General features: G+C 69.2%; 10 protein-coding genes. All 10 read right to left on the bottom strand.

The window, feature by feature from the left end:
* Nucleotides 1–6: 6 nt before the first annotated feature.
* Nucleotides 7–429 carry an ExbD/TolR family protein gene (locus ACS5PM_RS04525; protein ID WP_439385917.1) on the bottom strand — a complete coding sequence of 141 codons (423 nt, stop codon included), beginning with the start codon at nt 427–429 and terminating at the stop codon, nt 7–9.
* On the bottom strand, nt 419–1,126 hold the full coding sequence (locus tag ACS5PM_RS04520) for a MotA/TolQ/ExbB proton channel family protein (protein ID WP_439385915.1): 708 nt from the start codon (nt 1,124–1,126) through the stop codon (nt 419–421). The genes ACS5PM_RS04525 and ACS5PM_RS04520 overlap by 11 nt, the downstream gene beginning before the upstream one ends.
* 181 nt (nt 1,127–1,307) lie before the next feature.
* Nucleotides 1,308–3,569, bottom strand: a complete 2,262-nt coding sequence (locus ACS5PM_RS04515) for a right-handed parallel beta-helix repeat-containing protein (protein WP_439385913.1) — start codon at nt 3,567–3,569, stop codon at nt 1,308–1,310.
* A gap of 71 nt (nt 3,570–3,640) precedes the next feature.
* Nucleotides 3,641–6,448, bottom strand: a complete 2,808-nt coding sequence (gene galA, locus ACS5PM_RS04510; protein WP_439385911.1) for a beta-galactosidase GalA — start codon at nt 6,446–6,448, stop codon at nt 3,641–3,643.
* A 337-nt stretch (nt 6,449–6,785) separates the two neighbouring features.
* Nucleotides 6,786–9,602 (bottom strand): beta-galactosidase GalA, encoded by a 2,817-nt coding sequence (galA, locus tag ACS5PM_RS04505; protein ID WP_439385908.1) that lies wholly within the window; start codon nt 9,600–9,602, stop codon nt 6,786–6,788.
* The gene (locus ACS5PM_RS04500) at nt 9,599–11,770 is read right to left on the bottom strand and encodes a glycoside hydrolase family 5 protein (RefSeq protein ID WP_439385906.1); all 2,172 of its coding nucleotides are present in this window, start codon (nt 11,768–11,770) and stop codon (nt 9,599–9,601) included. Before ACS5PM_RS04500 ends, galA (ACS5PM_RS04505) begins: the two co-directional genes overlap by 4 nt.
* Before the next feature lie 20 nt (nt 11,771–11,790).
* Nucleotides 11,791–14,103, bottom strand: coding sequence for a discoidin domain-containing protein (locus ACS5PM_RS04495; protein ID WP_439385904.1), 2,313 nt, complete (start codon nt 14,101–14,103; stop codon nt 11,791–11,793).
* A 70-nt stretch (nt 14,104–14,173) separates the two neighbouring features.
* Entirely contained in the window at nt 14,174–16,339 is a 2,166-nt protein-coding gene (locus ACS5PM_RS04490; RefSeq protein WP_439385902.1) for a glycoside hydrolase family 9 protein, read from the bottom strand.
* A 146-nt stretch (nt 16,340–16,485) separates the two neighbouring features.
* Nucleotides 16,486–19,089, bottom strand: coding sequence for a glycoside hydrolase family 3 C-terminal domain-containing protein (locus ACS5PM_RS04485; protein ID WP_439385899.1), 2,604 nt, complete (start codon nt 19,087–19,089; stop codon nt 16,486–16,488).
* Between the two features lie 14 nt (nt 19,090–19,103).
* Entirely contained in the window at nt 19,104–20,261 is a 1,158-nt protein-coding gene (locus tag ACS5PM_RS04480) for a glycoside hydrolase family 5 protein (RefSeq protein WP_439385897.1), read from the bottom strand.
* Nucleotides 20,262–20,267: the final 6 nt, after the last annotated feature.

Genomic DNA, 20,267 nt, shown 5'->3' with positions numbered 1-20,267 from the left:
GCGGCTTCATTGGCGGGTGTGCATGGAGATCTTGGTGAAGCCCTCGAACTGGCACAGGTCCAGCACATGCACGATGTCCTGGTAGCGCGCCATCTCATCGCCATCGATGCGGATCGGGCGGCCGGGATGGCTGGCCGCCTCCTGCTTGAGGCGATCGTGCAGCTCCTGCACCGAAACCCTGCTGCCGTCCACATACAGCTTCCCGTGCTTGTCGACGCCCACCGTCAGGGGCGGCGCGCCCGCACCCACGCGATCCAGGCTCATCTGCGCGGCGGGCAAGGTGACCGGCAGTTCCTTCTGCGGCTTCTCGCCGACCGGCTGCTTGAACGAGGTCGCCACCATGAAGAACATCAGCAGGAAGAAGATGCAGTCGATCAACGCGATCAGGCCGATCTCCGGCTGCTCGTCCTCGCCCAGGTCAATGCGCATGCTGGACCACCCTCAGGGCCGGCGTTTCCGGCTGGGGCAGGAAGCGTTGGTTGATCAGCGCATTGACCTGCCTTTCCAGCGCCAGGCCCAGCGTCGCCAGGCGGTGCTTGAAGAAGTGGTGCATGCCCAGCGCGGGCAGGGCCACCGTCAGGCCGGCGGCCGTGTTGACCAGCGCCTTCGAGATGCCGCCCGCCAGCAAGGCGGGATTGCCCATGCCCTCAGAGTAGGCGATGACATGGAAGGCGTCGATCATGCCCAGCACCGTGCCGAGCAGGCCGACGATGGGCGCGACGGTGGCGACGATGGCCAGCGCATAGGCCTTCTGCTGGTGCTGGCGCAGCTCCATCGATGCGATGTCGGCGGCGGCACTGCTGATGACGGCGTACGGCTGATGGCGATGCGCGACCATCCACGCGATCACGCGCGCCAGCGTGCTGTCGTCGTCGGCCAGCAGCTTCTCGAGCTCGGCGAACTGATGCGCCGTCCACAGCGGCTGCACGCGCGCCACCAGGTCGCCCGGCACCACGGCGCGGGTGCGCAGGTGCAGCAAGCGCTCCAGCGTCACGGCCAGGAACAGGATCGACAGCCCCAGCGTGACGAGCACCGCAGCGCCGCCTTCGGCCACCTGTTCCACCAGGTTGAACTCGGTCCCGAAGGCCAGGCAGGGAAGGCCGCCCACCAGGAGCGCCGCACCCATTCGTTTCGTAGAGATCATCGTGTGTCGCCCCGCCGGCGAGTTCAATTCTGTTTTGGTCAGACCAATCTCCCCATCGGCGCCCCTCCCGTCGGGTCAGGAGCGTCCGCCAACGGGGATTCTCCCCCATCCGGTCAGACCAATCCAAGCCTCTCGTCACTTGGGGCCGGGTTCATCCCGCGGGTCATGGCCGGCCCCCGGCACCGGCCGGCCACCGCAGGGCGATCCGCGCCTGGTCACGAACGACGACGAGGTCGAGGGCCTGTCCCGAGGACAGCAGCGCCCGCAACGAGGCCACATCGGCGATGGGCTCGGCCCCCGCCTGCACCGCCCGCCCCACGATCGCGTCGCGCGGCTTGAAGCCGGCCGCCTCGCCAGGGCTGTCGGGCGCGACGGCCAGCACGAGCACGCCGGCCACGGAAGGCAGGCCGGCCGCCGACTGCTCGCCCAGGGTCTCGACCGACTTGAGCATGAGCCCTTGCAGCGTGACAGCGGCCTCCCGTGGCATCCCCTGGATGCGCAGCGCCGGCATAGGGAAGGCCGGCCGCAATGCCAACGCCTTCAGCCACGCCGACCGCACGCCGAAGTCGGCCATGTCGAAGTTGACGAAGCCGATCCGGGCGGCCAGCGCCATGTGGGTGACGGTGTAGTCGCCCCGGCCCGGGGCAGCGAAGCTCGCATCGCCCGCCACGGAATCCGCATCCGTGCCGCGGGCCTGCGCGTCCATCAGGTCGGCCCCGGACACGAACAGGTTGCGGTTCACGCTGCGGCCCCAGCGCTTGATGTCGACCGGCTGGTGCGGCCCCATGACGAGGTTGGACTCGAACACATCGCCGCTGCCGTCGAACCACACATGCGGATGAAAGCTGCCGTTGACGAGGATGTTGTTGCGCACGATGCGGGCGAAGCCTTCTCGCAGCTTCAGGCCGCCGGCCAGCAGCAGGTTGTCCTCGATCACGTAGTTCGAGGCGCCGTCGTCCAGGTCGATGTCCCAGCCGTGGTCGCAACGCAGGCGGTTGTGCTTCATCACGATGGGCTCGACGGCATCGAGCGTCGGCAGGTCCGGATGCGCCGCCACCCGGCGGTCCATCTCGGCGCGATCCGGGTGCCAGTAGCGATCGCGGCCCCAGCTGTTGAAGGCGCCGTGGTCGCCGCTCAGCAGCACGGTGTCGAAGATGTCGTTGTGGGTGATGCGGTGGCCGCCCCAGGTGCCGTCGCCGATGTTGATGCCGGCCCGCGGCACGCGGTAGATGCTGTTGTGGTCGACCGTGATTCGCGCGGCCATCGCGATCTGCACCCCGGCGGCCTGCCTGTCGATCCGGCCGATGTCGTGGATCAGGTTGTCCGCGGCTTCCGAGTCCCTCGGATAGGCGTCTGACTTCGGGCCGGGCGTGCGGTCGATGTCGGCCAGTTCGAGGTGCTCGTGGTACTCGAACAGCGGCGACCGGACGGCCTGCGGCCGGCCCACGAAGGCCACCCCCGAACCGCCGATGTCATGGATGTGATTGCCGGAGATCACCACTTGCCGCGCTCGGCCGCTGACCACCACCGCGTGGCCGCCCAGGTCGGCGAAGTTCGAGCCTTCGACCCGCACGTCGGCCGCGTTCTCGATCGTCACCGCGCCCGCGCGGTAGAACTTCCAATCGGATCGCAGCAGCGGCTCCGTCGCCTTGAGGAAGGTGGGCTCGGTGTCCTGGAACACCAGATCGCGGAGGCGCACGTGCTGCACCTGCGCAGCGTGGCCCTCGATGCGGACCAACACCTCCTGCCGGCCGGCCCGGAAACCGCCGGCCGGCGGACGCCCACCGGACAGCGGCTTGAAATAGAGCCAGCCCTGGCGCCGGTCGTGGAACCATTCGCCAGGCGCGTCCAGCTCCTCGAGCACGTTCTCGACATAGCGATCGCTCTCGCTCGGGGGCATCACGCGGTTGTTGCCGACTTGCGCGCCATAGACGAGGCTGCCATCGGCCTTCTTGCCCAGGATGGGCACCTGCACGCCGCCCCAGCGGTTGCCGTGCAAGGCATGCAGCACAGCGCCTTCGGGGTCGTGCCAGCGCGCGACGCGCTCCGGCGCCGTGGCATCGGCGGCGCCGCCGAACCCGGGCTTCGCGCGGTCCTCGTCCGGATATCGGGCGCGCACCAGCATCTGCTGCCCCAGCCACAGGCGCTGGAACGACGGACCCGCGTGACGGGCGCGCCAGATGCCTGGCTTCCACGGCTGCCAGCGCAGCGCAGGCAGGCGCGTCGAACCCTTCAACACGGCCTGGGCACCGGGCGCCGCGGCCAGCTCGAAGGGCTCGTCGGCCGTGCCCGACAGCCTTTCGTCGATGAGGACCGGTGCCGTCAGTTCATAGGCGCCGGTGGCGAGTTCGATGCGCCGGATGCGGTGATCGACCCGCGCCTGCTGCAACGCCGCGGCCAGGGAGCGGGCATCCCTGACGGTCACGGTCTCGGCGTGCGCGCACGCTGCTGCCGCACACGCCGCAACCGCCAATGCACGCCACAACGCCCTTGCCTTCACGGCGCTCCGGGCTCCACCACCACCGGGCCGAGCAGCCCCGACGCCTGGCCCTGCTGCGACTGGACCAGCACGGTCAGCGTGCGGCCGGGCGCGCCCTTGGCCAGCGGCAGCGCCAGCGGGCCCGGCTCGGGCGAGGTCTTCTCGCCCACCTTCACGCCGTCGATCCACACCTCGGCCCGGCCGGCGATCTCGCGGAACACCAGGCGGGCGCGGCCGTCGTTGCGGTCGGCGCGCAGGTTCAGCGGCGTGCGGTAGGTGCGCCAGTTCGATGCTTCGGGCACCTGCCTCAGCGGCGGCTCGCCCCAGCCCCAGCTGTTCATGTCGTTGTCGGCGAGCATGAGGTTGGGGTCGGGCCGCCCGGCCTGCGGGGGCGAGATGCGCCAGGGCGCCACCTTGACCACCGGCTGGGCCTCGGGCAGCGAAGGGATCGCCCCGGCCTGCATGTTCAGCGCCACCTCGGCGCCCTGAAGGCCCTCGGCCCTCGCGCGCAGCTTCAGCGCGCCCTGGCCCGCGCTCCGGCTTTGCACGATGAGCTGCGCCAGGCCGTTGTAGAGCTTGCGCTCGGGGGCCTTCTCGGATTCGTGCGAGTTGGGGTCGCCATTGCCGACGCCGATGATCTCGCCGGCGCCTTCGGTCTCGAAGCGCACCAGCAGGTTGGCGGTGGGCACCGGGCGGCCCTGCGCATCGACCGCGCTCACCGTCACCGGCACCGCGTCCTGCCCGTTGCCGGCGAGCGCTTGGCGGTCCGGCGTCAGCACGAGGCGCGCCGGGGCGCCACTGGTCTCGACGCTGTCCCGCCCGATCTCGGTGCCGTCGCGCAAGGCGACGACTTCCAGCTTGCCGGGGGCGTAGGGCACCTGGAAGCTGACCATGTCGTAGCGGGCCACCTCCTTCTCGCCGATGGCCTTGCCGTTCAGCAGCAGGCGCACCCGCGGCGCGTTGGTGGCCACCCGCACCAGCACGTCCTGGCCTTCACGGCCGGGCCAGTTCCAGTGCGGCATCAGCTTGACGACCGTGCGGTCCTTCAGCCACAGCGCCTGGCGGAACCAGGCCGCGTTCTTCGGGAAGGCGCACAGGTCCAGGATGCCGAAGAACGAGCTGACGCTGGGCCAGTTGTGCGGCGTGGGCTCGCCCCGGTAATCCAGGCCGGTCCACGCGAAGCCGCCGGCCATGAAAGGACGCTCGTTGATCTCTTTCCACGCCTCGCGCTGCGTCTTGCCCCACCCCACCGCGTCGTCGTCGTAGCTGGCGATCAGGTGCTGGTTCCAGTCGGTCTTGTACTCGCCACGCGACATGAGGGCCGAGGTGTCCTCGGAGCTGAAGACCGGCTTGTTCGGGAACTCCTTGTGGAAGTGGTCGTACTCCCAGACCTGGTAGTTGATGCCGGCCACGTCCAGCACCTGCGCGGCGTTCTTCTCGTTGAACAGGCTGTGGTGCATGGCGCCGGTGACCGGGCGCGTCGGGTCGAGCGCCTTCACCGCTGCCGCCATGCGGCGCGCGATCTCGTAGCCGGCACGCGATCCTTGCAGCGCCTCCTCGTTGAAGAGCGACCAGAGGATCACGCTCGGGCGGTTGCGGTCGCGCCGCACCAGCCATTGCAGCTGCGGCAGGTAGTCGGCCGACGGGTTGAAGTTGCGGTTCTCGTCCATGACGAGCAGGCCCAGGCGGTCGCACAGGTCCAGCACCTCGGCCGCGGGTGCGTTGTGGGCGAAGCGGATGGCGTTGACGCCGATGGCCTTCAGCTGCCGCAGGCGGTACTCCCAGATCGAATCGGGCACCGCCACGCCGACGCCGGCGTGGTCCTGGTGGATGGCCACGCCCTGCAGCTTCATCGGCTGCTCGTTCAGGAAGAAGCCGCGTTCGGCATCGAAGCGGATCGTGCGGAATCCGGTGTGGACCTCGGCGCTGTCGAGCTCCTTGCTGCCTTCACGCAGCACCGCCCGCACGCTATACAGCTCGGGCTTGTCCACCGACCACAGCCGCGGGTTGCGCACCGCGAGCTCCAGCCGCGCACTCGCCTTGCCCAGCGCGCCGACCTGCACCGGCGCCCGGCCCCTGGCCACCTCGGCTCCGGCCGGGTCCAGCAAGGTCACGTCGAGCACTGCGTTGCGCGCCGCTTCGGCGCTGCTCTCCACCTCGACGGCCACCGGCAGTGTCCAGCGCCTGTCTTTCAGGACGGGGTTGGCGTGGATGCCGTCGGTGGCGATGTGCACCGGGTCGCGCTTGACCAGCCAGGCGTGGCGGTAGATGCCGGCGCCTTCGTACCACCAGCCTTCCATCACCTCGGCGTCGACGCGCACGGCGATGGTGTTCACCTCCTCGCCGTAGCGCAGGTAGGGCGTGATGTCGATGTAGCGGCCGTTGTAGCCGGACCAGTTGCGGTTGACGACGACGCCATTGACCCAGACGGTGCTGTGCGTGGCGATGGCGTCGAACTGCAGCTCGACGTGGCGCCCGATGTCCGACGTGGGCAGCGCGAAGTAGCGCCGGTACCAGCCGATGCCGCGCGGCCGGTAGCCCTGCCCGCGGTTCTGGTCGGCATCGAACGGACCTTCCACCGCCCAGTCGTGCGGCAGCTTCACGCGTCGCCACTGCGAATCGTCGAAGTCGGTGTTCCTCGGCCCGTCGGCCTGGCCGGTCTGCGCGTTGGCGTAGCTGGCCCCGTGGCCCTTGATCGAAGGCAGCGGCACGTCGCCTTGCAGGAAGCGCCAGCCCTCGTCGAGCGAAAGTCGCTCGCGCGGGCCGGCCCAGGCCCCCGTCGCGGTGAGCAGGGCGAGAACGAAGATGGCAATTCGGTTCAGCATCGACTGGCGTGGTTGATGGAATCAGCGGATCGGCCACAAGGGCAACGAGTCCGGTCGCGGCGAGGAGACGGCCTTCGGCGGCCTTGGCGCCGAGCCGGGGAGAACGCATCTTCCGGCTCGTGCGGGTCGTACGGCCCGCCTTCAGCCCCACCCTGGGAAGGGCTTGCAGACGCTTTGCGGCGACGTGCCCGATTCGGGCCGTCCTCGCCGCAGCGCCAAGGCGTTGCCGCGCACTCTGCCCGGAAGCCGCCGGAAAGTCGTTACCGAGTTCCAACGGAGTCATCGCGCACGGCCGCCGGTGAGTGCGCGGCGGCGCACGCGTGGGGGCTTCTGCGCCTCAGCGCACGCCGGGCTCCACCACCACGCGGCCCAGCAGACCCGAGACCTGCCCCCGCTGCGAACGGACCAGCACGTTGAGCGTGCGCCAACCCGGCCCTTGCGGGATCGTCACCGTCAGCGGGCCGGGCGCTGGGTCGGTCTTCTCGCCCAGCTTGAGGCCCTCGGCCCAGACCTCGGCCTGGCCGGCGATCTCGCGGAAGACGATCTGCCCGCGACCGTCGTTGCGATCGGCGCGCAGGCCGAACGAAGCGCGGTACACGCGCCACGCCAGGTCCTCGGGAGCCTGCTTCACCGGCGGCTCGCCCCAGCCCCAGGTGTTCATGTCGCCGTGGCCCGGCGCCATGCGAGGGTCGGGTCGCTCGGCCTGGGCCGGCGAGATGCGCCAGCCGCCGACCTTGGCGAAGGCCTGCGCCGGCGCAACGGCCGGCGGCTGCGGCACGGATTGCACGTCGAGCACCACCACCGCATCCTGCAGGCCGGGCGAGGTGGCGCGCAGCGTCAGTGCCCCGCGGCCGGCCCGCTGCGTCTGCAGGATGACCTGCGCCAGGCCGTTGAACAGGTGGCGCTCGCCGGCCTTCTCGGACTCGTGCGAATTCGGGTCGCCGTTGCCCACGCCGATGAGGCTGCCCGCCCCTTCGACGTGGAAACGCACCAGCGCATCGGTGGTGGGTACCGGCCGGCCCTTCGAATCCACCGCGCTCACGGTCACCGGCACCGCGTCCCGGCCATCGCCGGCCAGCGCGCTGCGGTCCGGCGTGAGCACCAGCCGCGCCGGCTCGCCGCTGGTTTCCACCGCATCGCGGCCGACCTCGGCACCGTTGCGCAGCGCCACCGCCTCAAGCCGCCCCGGTGCGTAGGGAACGTCGAAGCTCACCATGTCGATCGGGTCGACATCGCGTTCGCCGACCGCCTGGCCGTTGAGCAGCAGCCGCACGCGCGGCGCATTCGTCGCCACCATCACCTTGACGGCCTGGCCTTCGCGCCCGGCCCAGTTCCAGTGCGGCACCAGCTTGACGATGGGGCGGTCCCGGATCCAGTGCGCCTGGTGGATCCAGAACGCCGTCTTCGGGAAGGCACACAGGTCCATCGCGCCGAAGAAAGAGCCGGCGCTGGGCCATTCGAAGGGCGTGGGCTCGCCGCGGTAGTCGAGGCCGGTCCAGACCGCACCGCCCGCCATGAAGGGCCGGTCGGCAATGGCGCGCCACGCCTTGCGGTGGGTGGCTCCCCAGCTCGAGGGCTCCTCGTCGTAGCTGTTCAGGACCTGCGCCTTCTGGTCGCTCGTGAAGGCCCCGCGCGTCATGTAGGCCGAGGTGTCCTCGGTGCTCAACATGGGCAGCCTGGGATTCAGCTGGTGGAAGCGGTCGTAGGCCCAGGCCTGGTAGTTCAGGCCGGCCACGTCCACCGCCTGCGTGGCGTTGACGTCGCCGAAGATGCCGTCGTGCATCGCCGCCGTGACGGGGCGCGTCGGGTCCAGCTTCTTCACTTCGGCCACCATCCGGCGCGTCATTTCGTAGCCGGGCTCGGTGCCCTGCAGCGGCTCCTCGTTGAACATCGACCACAGGATCACGCTCGGGCGGTTGCGGTCGCGCCGCACCAGCCATTTCAGCTGCTCCAGGACCTCGGGCGAGGTGTTGAAGTTGCGGTTCTCGTCCATCACGAGCAGGCCCATGCGGTCCGCCAGGTCCAGCACCTCGGCGGCCGGCGCGTTGTGCGCGAAGCGGATCGTGTTGACGCCCATCTCCTTCAACTGGCGAAGGCGGAACTCCCAGATCGAATCGGGCACGGCCACGCCGACGCCGGCATGGTCCTGGTGGATCGCCACGCCCTGCAGCTTCACCGACTGCCCGTTGAGGAAGAAGCCGCGGTCGGCATCGAAGCGAAGGGTGCGAAAGCCGGTGTGCAGCTCGGCGCTGTCGAGTTCGCCACTCGAATCGCGCAGCACGGCGCGCACCCGGTACAGCTGGGGCTGCTGCAGGGACCACAACTTCGGCTTGGGCACCTCGAGCTTCAGTCGCGCCACGGCCGAGTCGAGGGCCGCCACACGCGCCGGCGCACGGCCCCGTCCCACCACGGCGCCGGCGGGATCGACCAGCGTGACCTCGACCACCGCCTCGCGTGCGGCCTTGGCGCTGCTTTCCAGCGTCACCTCCACCGGCACGGTCCAGCGGTCATGGACCTTCACCGGGTTCGCATGCACGCCATCGGTGGCGATGTGCAGCGCGTCGCGCTTGACCAGCCAGGCGTGGCGGTACATGCCGGCACCTTCGTACCACCAGCCCTCCTGGGCATCGGCGTCCACCCGGACGGCGATGGTGTTCACGTCCTCGCCGTATCGGACGTGGGGCGTGATGTCGATGGAGCGGCCGTTGTAGCCCGACCAGTTGCGGTTGACCAGGATGCCGTTGACCCAGACCGTGCTGTGGGTGGCGATGGCGTCGAACTGCAGCTCGATGTGGCGGCCGCGGTCTTCGGGCTGCAGCTGCACGTAGCGCCGGTACCAGGCGATGCCCCGCGGCCGGTAACCCTGCGACGCGTTCTCGTTCTTGTCGAACGGGCCCTCGACCGCCCAGTCGTGTGGCAGGTCCAGCCGGCGCCAGGACGAGTCGTCGAAGTCGTTCGCCGCCGCGCCGCCGGCGTTGCCCGCCTTGGCGCTGCCATAGCTCATGCCATGGCCCTTGATCGCCGGCGCAGCCACGTCGCCCAGGTGGAACAGCCAGCCGCTGTCCAGCGACAAGCGTTCGCGTTGGCCAGCCCAGCCGCTGCCTGCAGCGCACAGGGCCAGCACGAGGGCCAGCAGCCGCCTGCCGACGCTCATGGCACGGTCCAGTCGATCGAGTCGACGTAGAGGGTGCCTGTCCAGGCCGCGCCGGTCGAGATCTTCAGGCCCAGCCGCTGCAACGGCGGGGTGCCGTCCGAGGGCACCTTGACCGTGAGCGTGTTCCAGGCGCCGGCCGTGAAGCTGCCGTACCAGTTGGAGGTCCAGGCCCAGTTGTAGTCCTGCAGGTAGGCCTCGATGGAGCTGACCTGGTGACCCGCCGGCACCCAGACGTGGAAGGTCACCGTGGCGCCGGCCGGCACGACCGCACCAGACAGATCCACCGACGATTGGCCGGCCGTGGTGCCGTTGAAGTTCACGGCCATCGACCGCTGGCCGGCGTAGTGCTGTGCGGTGGATGTCGCGAGCCCCGCGATCTGATCGCCGCTCGCCGACCAGGGCTGGGTATCGGTCTCGAACGAGAATTTCGCGGGATCAGGATTGACGCCAGTCGTGGCCGCGTGGACCTCGGTCGAAAAGCCGGACGGCCCGGAGCCGTTGACCGCCACCACCTGGTAGTAGTAGGTCGTCCCGTCATTCAGGCCGGTGTCGTTGTAGGACGTGCCGGTGATGCCGCTGACCGACGGCGTGGCGGGCTCGAAGCCGGATCGCGAAGTGCGGTACAGGCTGTAGCTGGTGGCGCCGTCGACGGCCTTCCAGCTCAGCTTGACCTGACCCGTGCCGGCGGCGGTCGCGGTCAGGCCCGTCACCGCATAGGGGGCACCGTTCGGCGGCGGAGGAGCGATGCCGCCGGTCAACACGGAAACGAGCTCCGTGTTGTTGATGGCGCCGGTGCCGTAGTCGAACGGCGCATCGGGCGTGCTCCAGTAGAACGGGCTCAGGCCGTGGGCGTGGGCCGAATCGACGAGGTACTTGTTCCAGTACAGCGTCGAAGCCGTGTTCCAGGCCTTGGCATCGCCGGTCAGGTTCGGCGTCCCGGCCGCCTGGAATTCGCCGACCAGCACCGGGATGCCCTTGTCGACGAACTGCTCCTTCAGCTGCTGGAAGCCGGAGTCGATGGCGCCCTCTTCGCCGAAGGTGGCGTTGCGCTCCGGGTTCCCGGCGTAGTGGTAGGCCGGCCCCCAGAACCAGATCGCCTTTCCCCACGACTGGTCATCATGGATGATGGTGAACAGGGAAGGCGTGTAGTTGTGGTACTCCACCATCAGGCGGCCCGGGGTCGTGTCGGACGGCAGGGTGGTGAACCACGAGGTATCACCCCCGCCTTGCAGCACCAGCCAGCGGTTGGTGTTCTTGCCGCCCGCGGCACGGACCGTGTCGACGAAGGTCTGGTAGTACGCCACCAGGGTGCGCATCTGGGCCAGGCTGTGGATATCGGGTTCGTTCGCCGCGGCGAAGAGCAGGCGGTTGTCATACGCCGCGAACTCGGTGGCGATCTGCGTCCAGTAGGACTTGATCTTCTCGACGACGGCCGGGTCGGCGCTGTCCCCGATATGGCTGTCCAGCCATCCGCCGTCCCAGTGGACGTTGATGAAGACATGCATGCCCGCGGCGATGCTCCGGTCCACCGCCAGCTTGACCTGGGCCATGTAGGCCGGAGCGATCTTGTGGGTGACCGGGTCGGCATTCGAATCCCAGGCGCAGGGCACGCGGACCGCGTTGAACCCGGCGTCGGCCGCGGTCGTGTACACCGCCGGGCCCGGGTACGAATACCCCCAGATGGCCTCCAGCGAGTTGCCGAGGTTGAACCCGTAGGTGGGAACGGGCAACGGCGATGTCGCGGCCAGCACGGCGATCGAGCCGCTGTACAGCGTCGTGCCGCCCGAAGTGTCCTGGACCGTGATGGCCTTGGTGCCTTCGGTGTTGCTGGGCATGCACTGGAAGCGCGCCTCGGTGCTGCTGGTCGAGATCGCCTTCATGCTGGCGCAGTCGGCCACGGCCAGCGTCAAGGTGCTGGGCAGATGGCTGCCGGTGACCTGGTAGTAGGCCCGCTCGTTCATCCGGGGCGTGGCCGAAGCGCTGAAACTCGAGTCGGTCGAGGTCACGGCACTGATGCTCGGTGCATCGGTCTGCCCGCCTCCGCCGCCTCCGCCGTCTCCGCCGCCTCCGCCGTCTCCGCCGCCTCCGCCGCCTCCTCCGCCGCCACCGCAGCCGCCCACGAGACCGGCGAGCAGCACCGGAAGAAGGATGAGTTGTTTGCTGTTCATCATGAAACTCCAGGAACGTATCAATCGCGGTCGGCGGGAATCACGGAGAGCTCGGCGGCGCTGGTCCAGCCGTTGCGCCAAACCTCGTCCAGCGCGGTGAAGCGGAAGTAGCGGGCCTTCACCGCAGGGAAGCGCACTTCCTGCAGGTCGGGGTTGTTGCGCACGTTGGAGAACGTGCCCTTCTCGACGGCGGTGGTCCAGGTCTTGCCGTCTTCGCTCGTCTCGAAGCGGAAGTTCTCGGCCGTGCCGTTGAGCATCCCGTCCTGCCGAGGCAGGTAGACGAAGCCGGCGATGCGGTGCAGCTGGCCCATGTCGACGGTGATGTGGTGAGGCAGCTTGAGGTCCGCGGACCAGCGGCTGTGCCAGTAGGTGGTGGAGTCGCCGTCGATGGCGAATGCGGCGTCGTTGCGGCCACCCGCCGTCTCCTCGCTGTCGACCTCCACCACCTTCCACCCCTTGGGCGACAGGCCGGCGAAATTGCGCGTGCCGATCACGCCCAGACGGCCGTCGGCCAGCAGCCGGGCGGCCTTCACGATGCCGCTCATCGGCAGCGCCAGCGGCGCGCCGTAGACGCTGGAGGCTGGCGTCGGGGCCGAGCCGTCGGTCGTGTAGACGATGCGGCCGCCGGCCGGATGGCTGATGCTCACCGTGCCGTCGCTGCCGCGGTCGCCGATGGCCGGCGGCAGCAGGTCGACCGACTGCTTGTAGAGGCCCACCTCGGCCAGCGTGGGCTCCAGGCGCGAGGCCGTGATGCGCACGCGAACACGGTCGGTCGTCACCGGCTCGGCCAGGCGGATGAGCCGGCGGTGGCCCACGGTGGTGAGCGTGTCGGTGCCGATCGGCTGCACCGCCACCCAGCCCGAGCCCTTCCAGGCCTCGATGGCGAAGGCTTCGATGCGCTGCCCACGATGGTCCACCGCCTCCTGCAGCGACACCACGTCGAAGGTCTGCGGCTTGGGCAGCTTCAGGGTCAGGGTGCCGGCGCTTCGCCCCTTGGCCGCTTCCCACCAGGTGTCGAGCTTGGTGTCGAGCGCAGAGGCTGGCGTGCGCTGGGGCGCGGCATGGTCGGACGAGAGCTGGGCACCGGCCGCCAGGTTGCGGCTGAAGGTCTCGTGCACGATCTCGGACATCTGCGCCAACGCCGTCATCTGGTCGTCGGGCACCAGCCCGCGGTTGTCGGGCGACAGGTTGAAGATCAGGTTGGCATTGCGGCCGGTGCTGGCATAGAAGATGTCCACCAGCTGCGTCACCGGACGCGGCCGCTTGCTGCGGCCCCAGAACCACGCGCCGTTGCCGAGGATGGTGACATTGGTCTCGGCCGGGTACCACCACAGGTGGGAGCCGGGCTTGAGCTGGGCACGCGAGCCGAGGTCGCCGCCCTGCCAGTCGGGCCAGTCGAACTTCTCGGGCGCGGTCGGCAGCGGGATCACGCTCCACTCGGTGGTGCGGCCGTAGCCGCTTTCCGAGCCGACCCAGCGCACGTCCGGGCCCTTGCCCATGATCACGGCGTCGGGCTGCAGCCGGCGGATCAGGTCGTACCAGGCGGCGTAGTCGTAGCCTTGCTGCACGCTGGGGTCGGGGTTCGCGCCGTCGAACCAGACCTCGTGCACCGGGCCGTACTCGGTCAGCAGCTCGTAGAGCTGGTTGAGGAAGTAGCGGTTGTAGTCGTCGACTTCGTAGCTGAAGGACTTGAAGCCCGGCGTCGGCGCCCTGCCCTTCGAGGGCTCGCTCTTGAACGCCGCCGGATCGGTAGGGATGGTCGACTTCAGCTTCGGGCTGCCGTTGCCGTAGTAGCCGGCCGGGTTCTTCGGGTTGGTCCGGAGCTGGTAGAGGTCCGCAGGCGAAAGGTAGATGCCCAGCTTCACACCGGACGCGCGCGCCGCATCGGACACCTCGCGCACCAGGTCGCCCTTGCCGCCGCGCCACGGGCTGGCCGCCGACGAATGCGCGGTATAGCGCGTGGGCCACATCGAGAAGCCGTCGTGGTGCTTGGCCACCAGCACGATCATCTTGCCGTCGAGTTGCTTGACGGCGCGCAGCCACTGCTTCGCATCGAGCTCGCTCGGGTTGAAGATCGCCGGCTCTTCCTGGCCGCTGCCCCACTCCACCTCGTTGAAGGTGTTCACGCCGAAGTGCAGGAAGAAGGTGCGTTCCAGCCGCATCCAGGCCGACTGGTTCGGCCGCGGCAGGACCTTGGCCGCCTTCTCGACGATGACGGCCTCGGAGTCGCCTGGGGCGATCACGTGTTCGTGGGCGTAGGGAATGGGTGCCGCGCCGGCGGCAGCGGCCAGGGCCAGGCCCAGCGCGAGCAGGATGGGTGCAGTTCTGTTCATGCGTGGATCGGTGGATGCGGACGTGATGCAAGCCCTGGGCGCCCGGACGCGCCCAGGGCCCCTCGTCCGCTTACTTCACGAAGCGGGCGAGCAGGCGGATGTAGGCCACCTGGTAACCGTTGGAGGGCTCGGCGATCGACCAGGAGTTCAGCGGCCAGCCGTCATTGAAGTCGAGGTAGGACTTCTGCGGCGGTTGGCCGTACGGCGGAGTGGGCCGGGTCGAGCCGCATTTCGACGAGACGCTGGGGCAGCCGCCGTCCCAGTCCCACACGTTGTAGGCCGGGCCGCCGACCAGGTAGCCCGGCGCGGGGCCGTAGGTCGAGGTCTTGGCGTTGTCCCACGCGGTGCCGTCGAAGAACCAGGTGTGCCAGATCTGGTTCACCGAATTCTCGGCGCCGAAGCTGTACATGTTGGTCAGGTAGACCTTGCCGAACGGGTTCACGCCGTGCAGGTAGTGCAGATAGTCGGCCGCGGCGTTGGCATCCTGGTCCGGCGTGTGGCGGCTGATGCCGTAGTAGCTCTCCTCCGTGTACAGCGTCCCGGCGTTGGCCTTGACGCTGTTGCTGGACCAGGTGTAGCTGCCGATCTGCGCCCTGTACGGATCCCTCTGCGCATCGATGGCACCCCAGTTGTCGTAGTCGGGGCGGCCCATCAGGTCGAGGAAGCGCGTGCGGATGTCCGTGGCCACGGACTGCGTGGCGCCGGGCAGCGCCGCGTAGTACAGCATGGTGCGTGCATCGCCGGCGCTGAAGCCGGACACGTCCCAGTACGTGAACATCCTCGATTCCATGTAGTGCGCATCGACGTAGGCGCGGTAGGTGGCATCACCCGTGGCGGCGAACAGCTTGATGGCCGCCGCCAGGCGCAGGGACTGGCGCCCGGCATCGTCGGTTTCCTGCTGGCCGACGCCGAGACCGGCGGTCGCGCCCTCGTTGTTCCTGAAGATGACGTTGGGGTTGGCCACCGCCCAGTTGTAGGCGTTCTTGGCGCGCTGCAGCAGATCCGCCGCATAGGTGTTCAGCGCCGCGTTGTTCAGGCTGCCCAGGACCTTGGCGCCCTCCGCGAAGGCCGCCGCCACCGCCAGCGTGGCCGAGGTGTTCACGTCGCCGTAGTAGCTGGGGCCGGTGTCGGCCGATGGCGGGCTGGCGCCCCCGACGCCGACGATGGACAGCACCGAGCCGTCGCTGTTCTGCAGGCGCTTCAGGTAGTCCAGGCCCCACTTCGCTTCGTCGAGGATGTCGGGGATGCCGTTGTACGACTCCGGGATGTTGAAGTCGTCGGTGAAGACCGCGGGGTTCTGGACGTAGGCGTCCATCAGCTCCTGCGCATAGCCGGCCTCCCAGCTGGTGTACTTGTTGAAGTCACCGGCGTCCGCCCAGCCGCCGCGCAGGTCGCGTGCGGTGGAGGCGTTGTTCTTGTCGAGGAAGCGCCGCGCCTGCGGGTCCTGCCCGGCCCCCAGGTTGCTGGCGCCGTCGGCCCAGTTGGCGCCGGCGTTGGCCACGCTCTTCGCCTGGCCGAGGCGCTGGTAGTAGAACATCCGCACCGCCTGGATCAGCACGTTGCGGTAGACGTTGTCGCCGATCTCGAAGCGCGCCGAACGCAGGTTGCGGTCGACGTCCACGATTTCATAGGTGCCCGGCGTGGTGACGGAGCTGAAATCGAGGCTCCAGGTGCGATCGCCGGAGGAGCTGTCGGTGTTGCCGCCCTGCCATTCCGCGACCGGGCCGGTGAACACCACCGATCCGTTGGCCGCATTCACCACCTGGATGGTGTTGCCGGGCCAGTACCACTCGTTGCGGTCGTAGCCGACGATCGGGAAGCGCAGCACGGCCACCTTCTTCCGGTTGGGCAGGTAGCCGAACTGGTCGACCATGATGTAGCGCCCGGCATTGGCTTCCGGCGCCGGCCACACGGTGAAGGTGTACGGCTGCACGGTCTTGGCGCCGCAGGAGTTGGTGAACGTGGCCGTGGCCGTGCAGGTGGCGGTGAGCTTGAGGGTCTGCTCGCGCGACGAGCCCGAGGCGCCGCAGCCGCTCCAGGACCAGGTGCCGTTGAACGGCTGCGGCCCGAGCACGACCTTGGACCCCGTGTTCAACGAGGCCGAGGACTTCACCACCCACGAGGTGGTGCCGTTGATGTTGAGGTACGGGGTGACGGCACTGGGCTGGCAGGTCTGGGCCCAGGTGGGCGCCCCCAATGCCAGCAATGAAAGCAGAACGCCTTTTCGAATTTCCACGGTTGTCTCCGTTGCTCTGTTCTTCCGTTTGGGCTGGACAGCTTCACGAACCCCCAATGGTTCGCCGGGGAACAGGACTTCAACGGCCAGCCATCGTTGAAGCCCTTGAAAAACTCATCCGTCCCGATCTCCCGTGCGGGTGCTTCTCATGGCGGCAGCCCGATGTCGGTGTCGATCGTGTAGTCGGCCGACAAGGTGGCAACGCCGGTCCCGGGCTGGCCGGAACCGACGCTCAGCCCGTAGCGGCCGGGAATCAGACGGCGCTCGCCCCGGGCGGTCACGAAGCTCAGGTCGCGCGGCGAAAGCTCGAAGCTCACGCCCTGCGACTGCCCCGGCGCGAGGGTCACGCGGCGCACGCCGCGCAGCGCCAGGCGCGGCGCGCCCTCGAAGCCCGCCGGCGTGAGGTAGAGCTGAACGACCTCGTCGCCCGCGCGCTGGCCGGTGTTGCGCACGGTGGCCGTTATGCGCAGTCCGTTCTGTGGCCCCGCACCCATCGGCTCGACGCGCAGGCCGCTGTAGGCGAAGCGCGTGAAGCTCAGGCCGTATCCGAACGGATAGACGGGCGTGCCGGTGAAGTAGCGGTAGGTACGGCCCTTCATCGTGTAGTCGTCGAACGCCGGCAGGTCGGCGACGCTGCGATAGAAGGTCAATGGCAGGCGGCCGCCCGGGTCGGCCTGGCCGGCCAGCACCTGGCCGATCGCCTGGCCGCCCGCCTGGCCGGGGTACCAGGCCTCGAGCACCGCCGCAGCGTGTTCCTTGGCCCAGGCGAGGCCGACCGCGCCGCCGTTCATCAGCACGACCACCACGGGCTTGCCCAGTGCCCTGGCGGCTTCGAGCAGGCGGCGCTGGTCGGCGGGGAGCTCGAGCGATGTGCGGTCTCCGCCCGCGAAGCCTTCGATGGCGATGGGCATCTCCTCGCCTTCGATGTCGGAGGTCAGGCCCACCGCGGCGACGACCACGTCGGCCCGGGCGACCGCGGCTTTCAGGTCCGCCTCGAGCTGGGTCGTGACCCGCTTCCACAGCAAGCCGGGCGACGGCCCGACGCCGGGCTCCGTCTCCAGGCGCACCGCGTATCGGCGGCCTTTCTCCAGCACCACATCGCTCAGCCTCGGCGGCTCGTTCCAGCCCGAATAGGCCGTGGCACGCACTCCCGCGCCATCGGTGGACACCTCGCCCTTGAGCGCACTCATGCCGAGGCGGTAGGTGCCGCTTTCCGGCGGTACCAGGAAGCCCGTCCAGACCACCTTGTGGCGCCCGTTGACCTGGGGCAGCAGCGAGGCGTTGGAGACCACATGGGTCTCGACGCGCGTGGCCACCGGCCGGACCTCGTAGCTGCCGTCGGCCTTGGCGTTGTGGTAGGCCGCGAGCAGGCCCGGCCGGCCGTCGGGCGTGACGAAAGCCGTGCCCGGGACGGGGTCGCCGTCGGTGATCGACGCGGTGAAGGGCACGTGGGTGATGCTCGCCTTCGGCATCGCCTGCTTCAGGCCATCGAGGACGGACACCGCAGCCACGGTGCGCTCGGACGAGTAGTTGCCGCGCAGCACGCGAGTCGAATCGGCGAGCGGACCGACGACGGCGATGCGCGTGCCGGCCTGGAGCGGCAACACGCCGTCGTTCTTCAGCAGCACCACGCTCTTGACGGCAGTCTTCAAGGCCAGCGCCTGGTGGGCCGGCGAGGCGAGGGCCGACGCCGGCACCGCGGGCTTGGCACTGTTGCCCAAGGCACCGGTGCGCAGGCGGGCCGAGAACAGCCGCACCAGGGCGGTGTCGATGTCGGCCTCGCTGATGAGGCCGCGGGCCAGCGCATCCTGGTAGCGCTTGAGCAGCGCCGGCCCCTTGGACCAGTAGCCGGTGTGGCATTCGTTGTCCACGCCGGCCTTCAGCGCCGCGGCCACCGCGGTGGCACCGTCGGGCGAGAACTTGTGGTTCTCGTCGATGTCGGTGACGGCGTCGCAGTCCGACACCACGTAGCCCTGGAAGCCCCAGTCGCCGCGCAGCCTGTCCTTCAGCAGCGGGGCGCTGGCGCAGGCCGGCAGGCCATCCACACGGTTGTAGGCGCACATGACCGAGCCGGCCTGGGCCTCGACGATGGCGGCGCGGAAGGCCGGCAGGTAGGTGTCCTCCAGGTCGTGCGGCGTCGGGAAGACATTCGCCACGTGGCGAGTCGATTCGGGTCCGCTGTGCACGGCCAGGTGCTTGGGCGTGGCGATGACGTCGGGCAGGTCGGGATCGGGGCCCTGCATGCCGGTGATGAAGGCCACGCCCAGCGTCGCCGTCAGGTACGGGTCTTCGCCGTAGGTCTCCTGGCCGCGGCCCCAGCGCGGGTCGCGGAAGATGTTGATGTTGGGCGCCCAGGTGTTCAGGCCGACGGCGCCTAGCGAGTGCAACGCACGGACCTCCAGGCTGATCGCCGAGGCCACCTCCTTGACGAGGCCGGGGTCGAAGGTCGCGGCCAGCCCGATCGGCTCGGGGAAGTTGGTGGTGGGCCGCGGGCCGATGGCGCCGTGCAGCGACTCGGTCCACCAGCCGTAGCCGGGGATGTCCAGCCGCGGGATCGCCGGCGCCACGTTCAACAGCTGGGCGATCTTCTCGTCACGGGTCATCCGCGCGACCAGGGCCGCGGCCTGGGCGTCGGCGGCCTGGCGTTTCGGCGAGGCCCCCTGGCCCGCCTCTCCCGCCGCCGGGCTCGAGGCGCAGGCCAGGGCCAGGGCGCCCGCCGCCAGGGCGGTGATGCCGCGGACGGTTCGCATGACTCTGCGCGGCGTCATTTCACGCCGTCGACAAGGGCCTTGACCAGCTCGGGCTGGCGCACGGCGCCGGTGCTGCGGTCGACGATCGCCCCGGTGTCCCACCACATCGGCACCACGCCCCTGGCGTGGCTGGACTGCGAGACGTACCGGGCCCAGTAGTTGACGTACTGGCTCATGCCCGGGTAGTTGGGCTTCTGGTAGGCCCCGAACTCGCCCAGGATGACCGCCACGCCCTTGTCGACATAGCCCGTCTTCATCTTCTGGAACTGCGCGTCGACCCAGGGTTCGTTGGCCCAGGTCTCGGTCGCCTGCGGATCGACGGCGATCGAGCCCCACTGCCAGATCTTGCTGTCGCCGTTGATCGTGAAGTTGAACGGGTCGTAGTAGTGCACCTCCATGAACAGCCGGTTGGCGACCGTGTCGGTGGGCACCTTGTTGATCGTCACCGCGTAGTCGATGCTCGTCCAGTACGCCTGCACGACGAGGTGGCGCTTCGCGTTGTTGCCCCCGGTGGCGCGAACGGCATTGACGAAGGTCTGGTTGAAGCCGTTCTGCACGCTGGCCCACTCCGCCGACACCGGCGTGCCCCAGGGCGCGTCCATGCCCACCTCGTTGCTGCCGGCGAACAGCAGGTGGTCGTCGTAGTCCTTGAAGGTGGTGGCGATCTGGGTCCAGAACTTCGTGAGCTTGGCGTTGATGGCCGCCTGCTGGTCGTAGCTGGGATGGTTCATCCAGCCGCCGTCCCAGTGGATGTTGATGACCACGTACAGGCCGGCCTTGCGGGCGTAGTCCACCACCTGCTTCACGCGCGCCAGCCAGCTGGGGCTGATGTTGTTGAAGGCGTCCGAGTACTGGGTGTACGCCACCGGGATGCGCACCGACTTGAAGCCGGCGGTCTTGTAGCCGTCCATCGTCGCCTGCGACGTCATCGGGTTGCCCCAGGCCGTCTCGCCGCCTATGGCTTCGAGCGTGTTGCCGAGGTTGATGCCCGGGGACATCTCCTGCGAAAGTTGCACGCTGGTGATGTCGCGCATGCCGCTGGAGGGAGGCGCGGGAGGAGGCGTGGTCGTGCCGCCGCCCGCCGATCCGCCGCCGCAGGCCGCCACGGCGGTCACGAGCGCGAAGGCGAGCCAGGTCAGGACCTGGCCCATCGAGTGAGGGAATCGCTTCATCAGGGT

The organism is Ideonella flava (assembly GCF_051857595.1).
Lineage (GTDB): Bacteria > Pseudomonadota > Gammaproteobacteria > Burkholderiales > Burkholderiaceae_C > Ideonella.
This window is presented reverse-complemented; position numbering and strand designations above follow the sequence as displayed.

What these genes read in the sequence shown, in the direction of transcription:
- ACS5PM_RS04480 (WP_439385897.1), bottom strand. Translation starts at nt 20,261, where the DNA reads ATGAAGCGATTCCCTCACTCGATGGGCCAGGTCCTGACCTGGCTCGCC.
- galA (WP_439385911.1), bottom strand. Translation starts at nt 6,448, where the DNA reads ATGCTGAACCGAATTGCCATCTTCGTTCTCGCCCTGCTCACCGCGACG.
- ACS5PM_RS04485 (WP_439385899.1), bottom strand. Translation starts at nt 19,089, where the DNA reads ATGCGAACCGTCCGCGGCATCACCGCCCTGGCGGCGGGCGCCCTGGCC.
- ACS5PM_RS04495 (WP_439385904.1), bottom strand. Translation starts at nt 14,103, where the DNA reads ATGAACAGAACTGCACCCATCCTGCTCGCGCTGGGCCTGGCCCTGGCC.
- ACS5PM_RS04500 (WP_439385906.1), bottom strand. Translation starts at nt 11,770, where the DNA reads ATGAACAGCAAACAACTCATCCTTCTTCCGGTGCTGCTCGCCGGTCTC.
- ACS5PM_RS04520 (WP_439385915.1), bottom strand. Translation starts at nt 1,126, where the DNA reads ATGGGTGCGGCGCTCCTGGTGGGCGGCCTTCCCTGCCTGGCCTTCGGG.
- ACS5PM_RS04525 (WP_439385917.1), bottom strand. Translation starts at nt 429, where the DNA reads ATGCGCATTGACCTGGGCGAGGACGAGCAGCCGGAGATCGGCCTGATC.
- galA (WP_439385908.1), bottom strand. Translation starts at nt 9,602, where the DNA reads ATGAGCGTCGGCAGGCGGCTGCTGGCCCTCGTGCTGGCCCTGTGCGCT.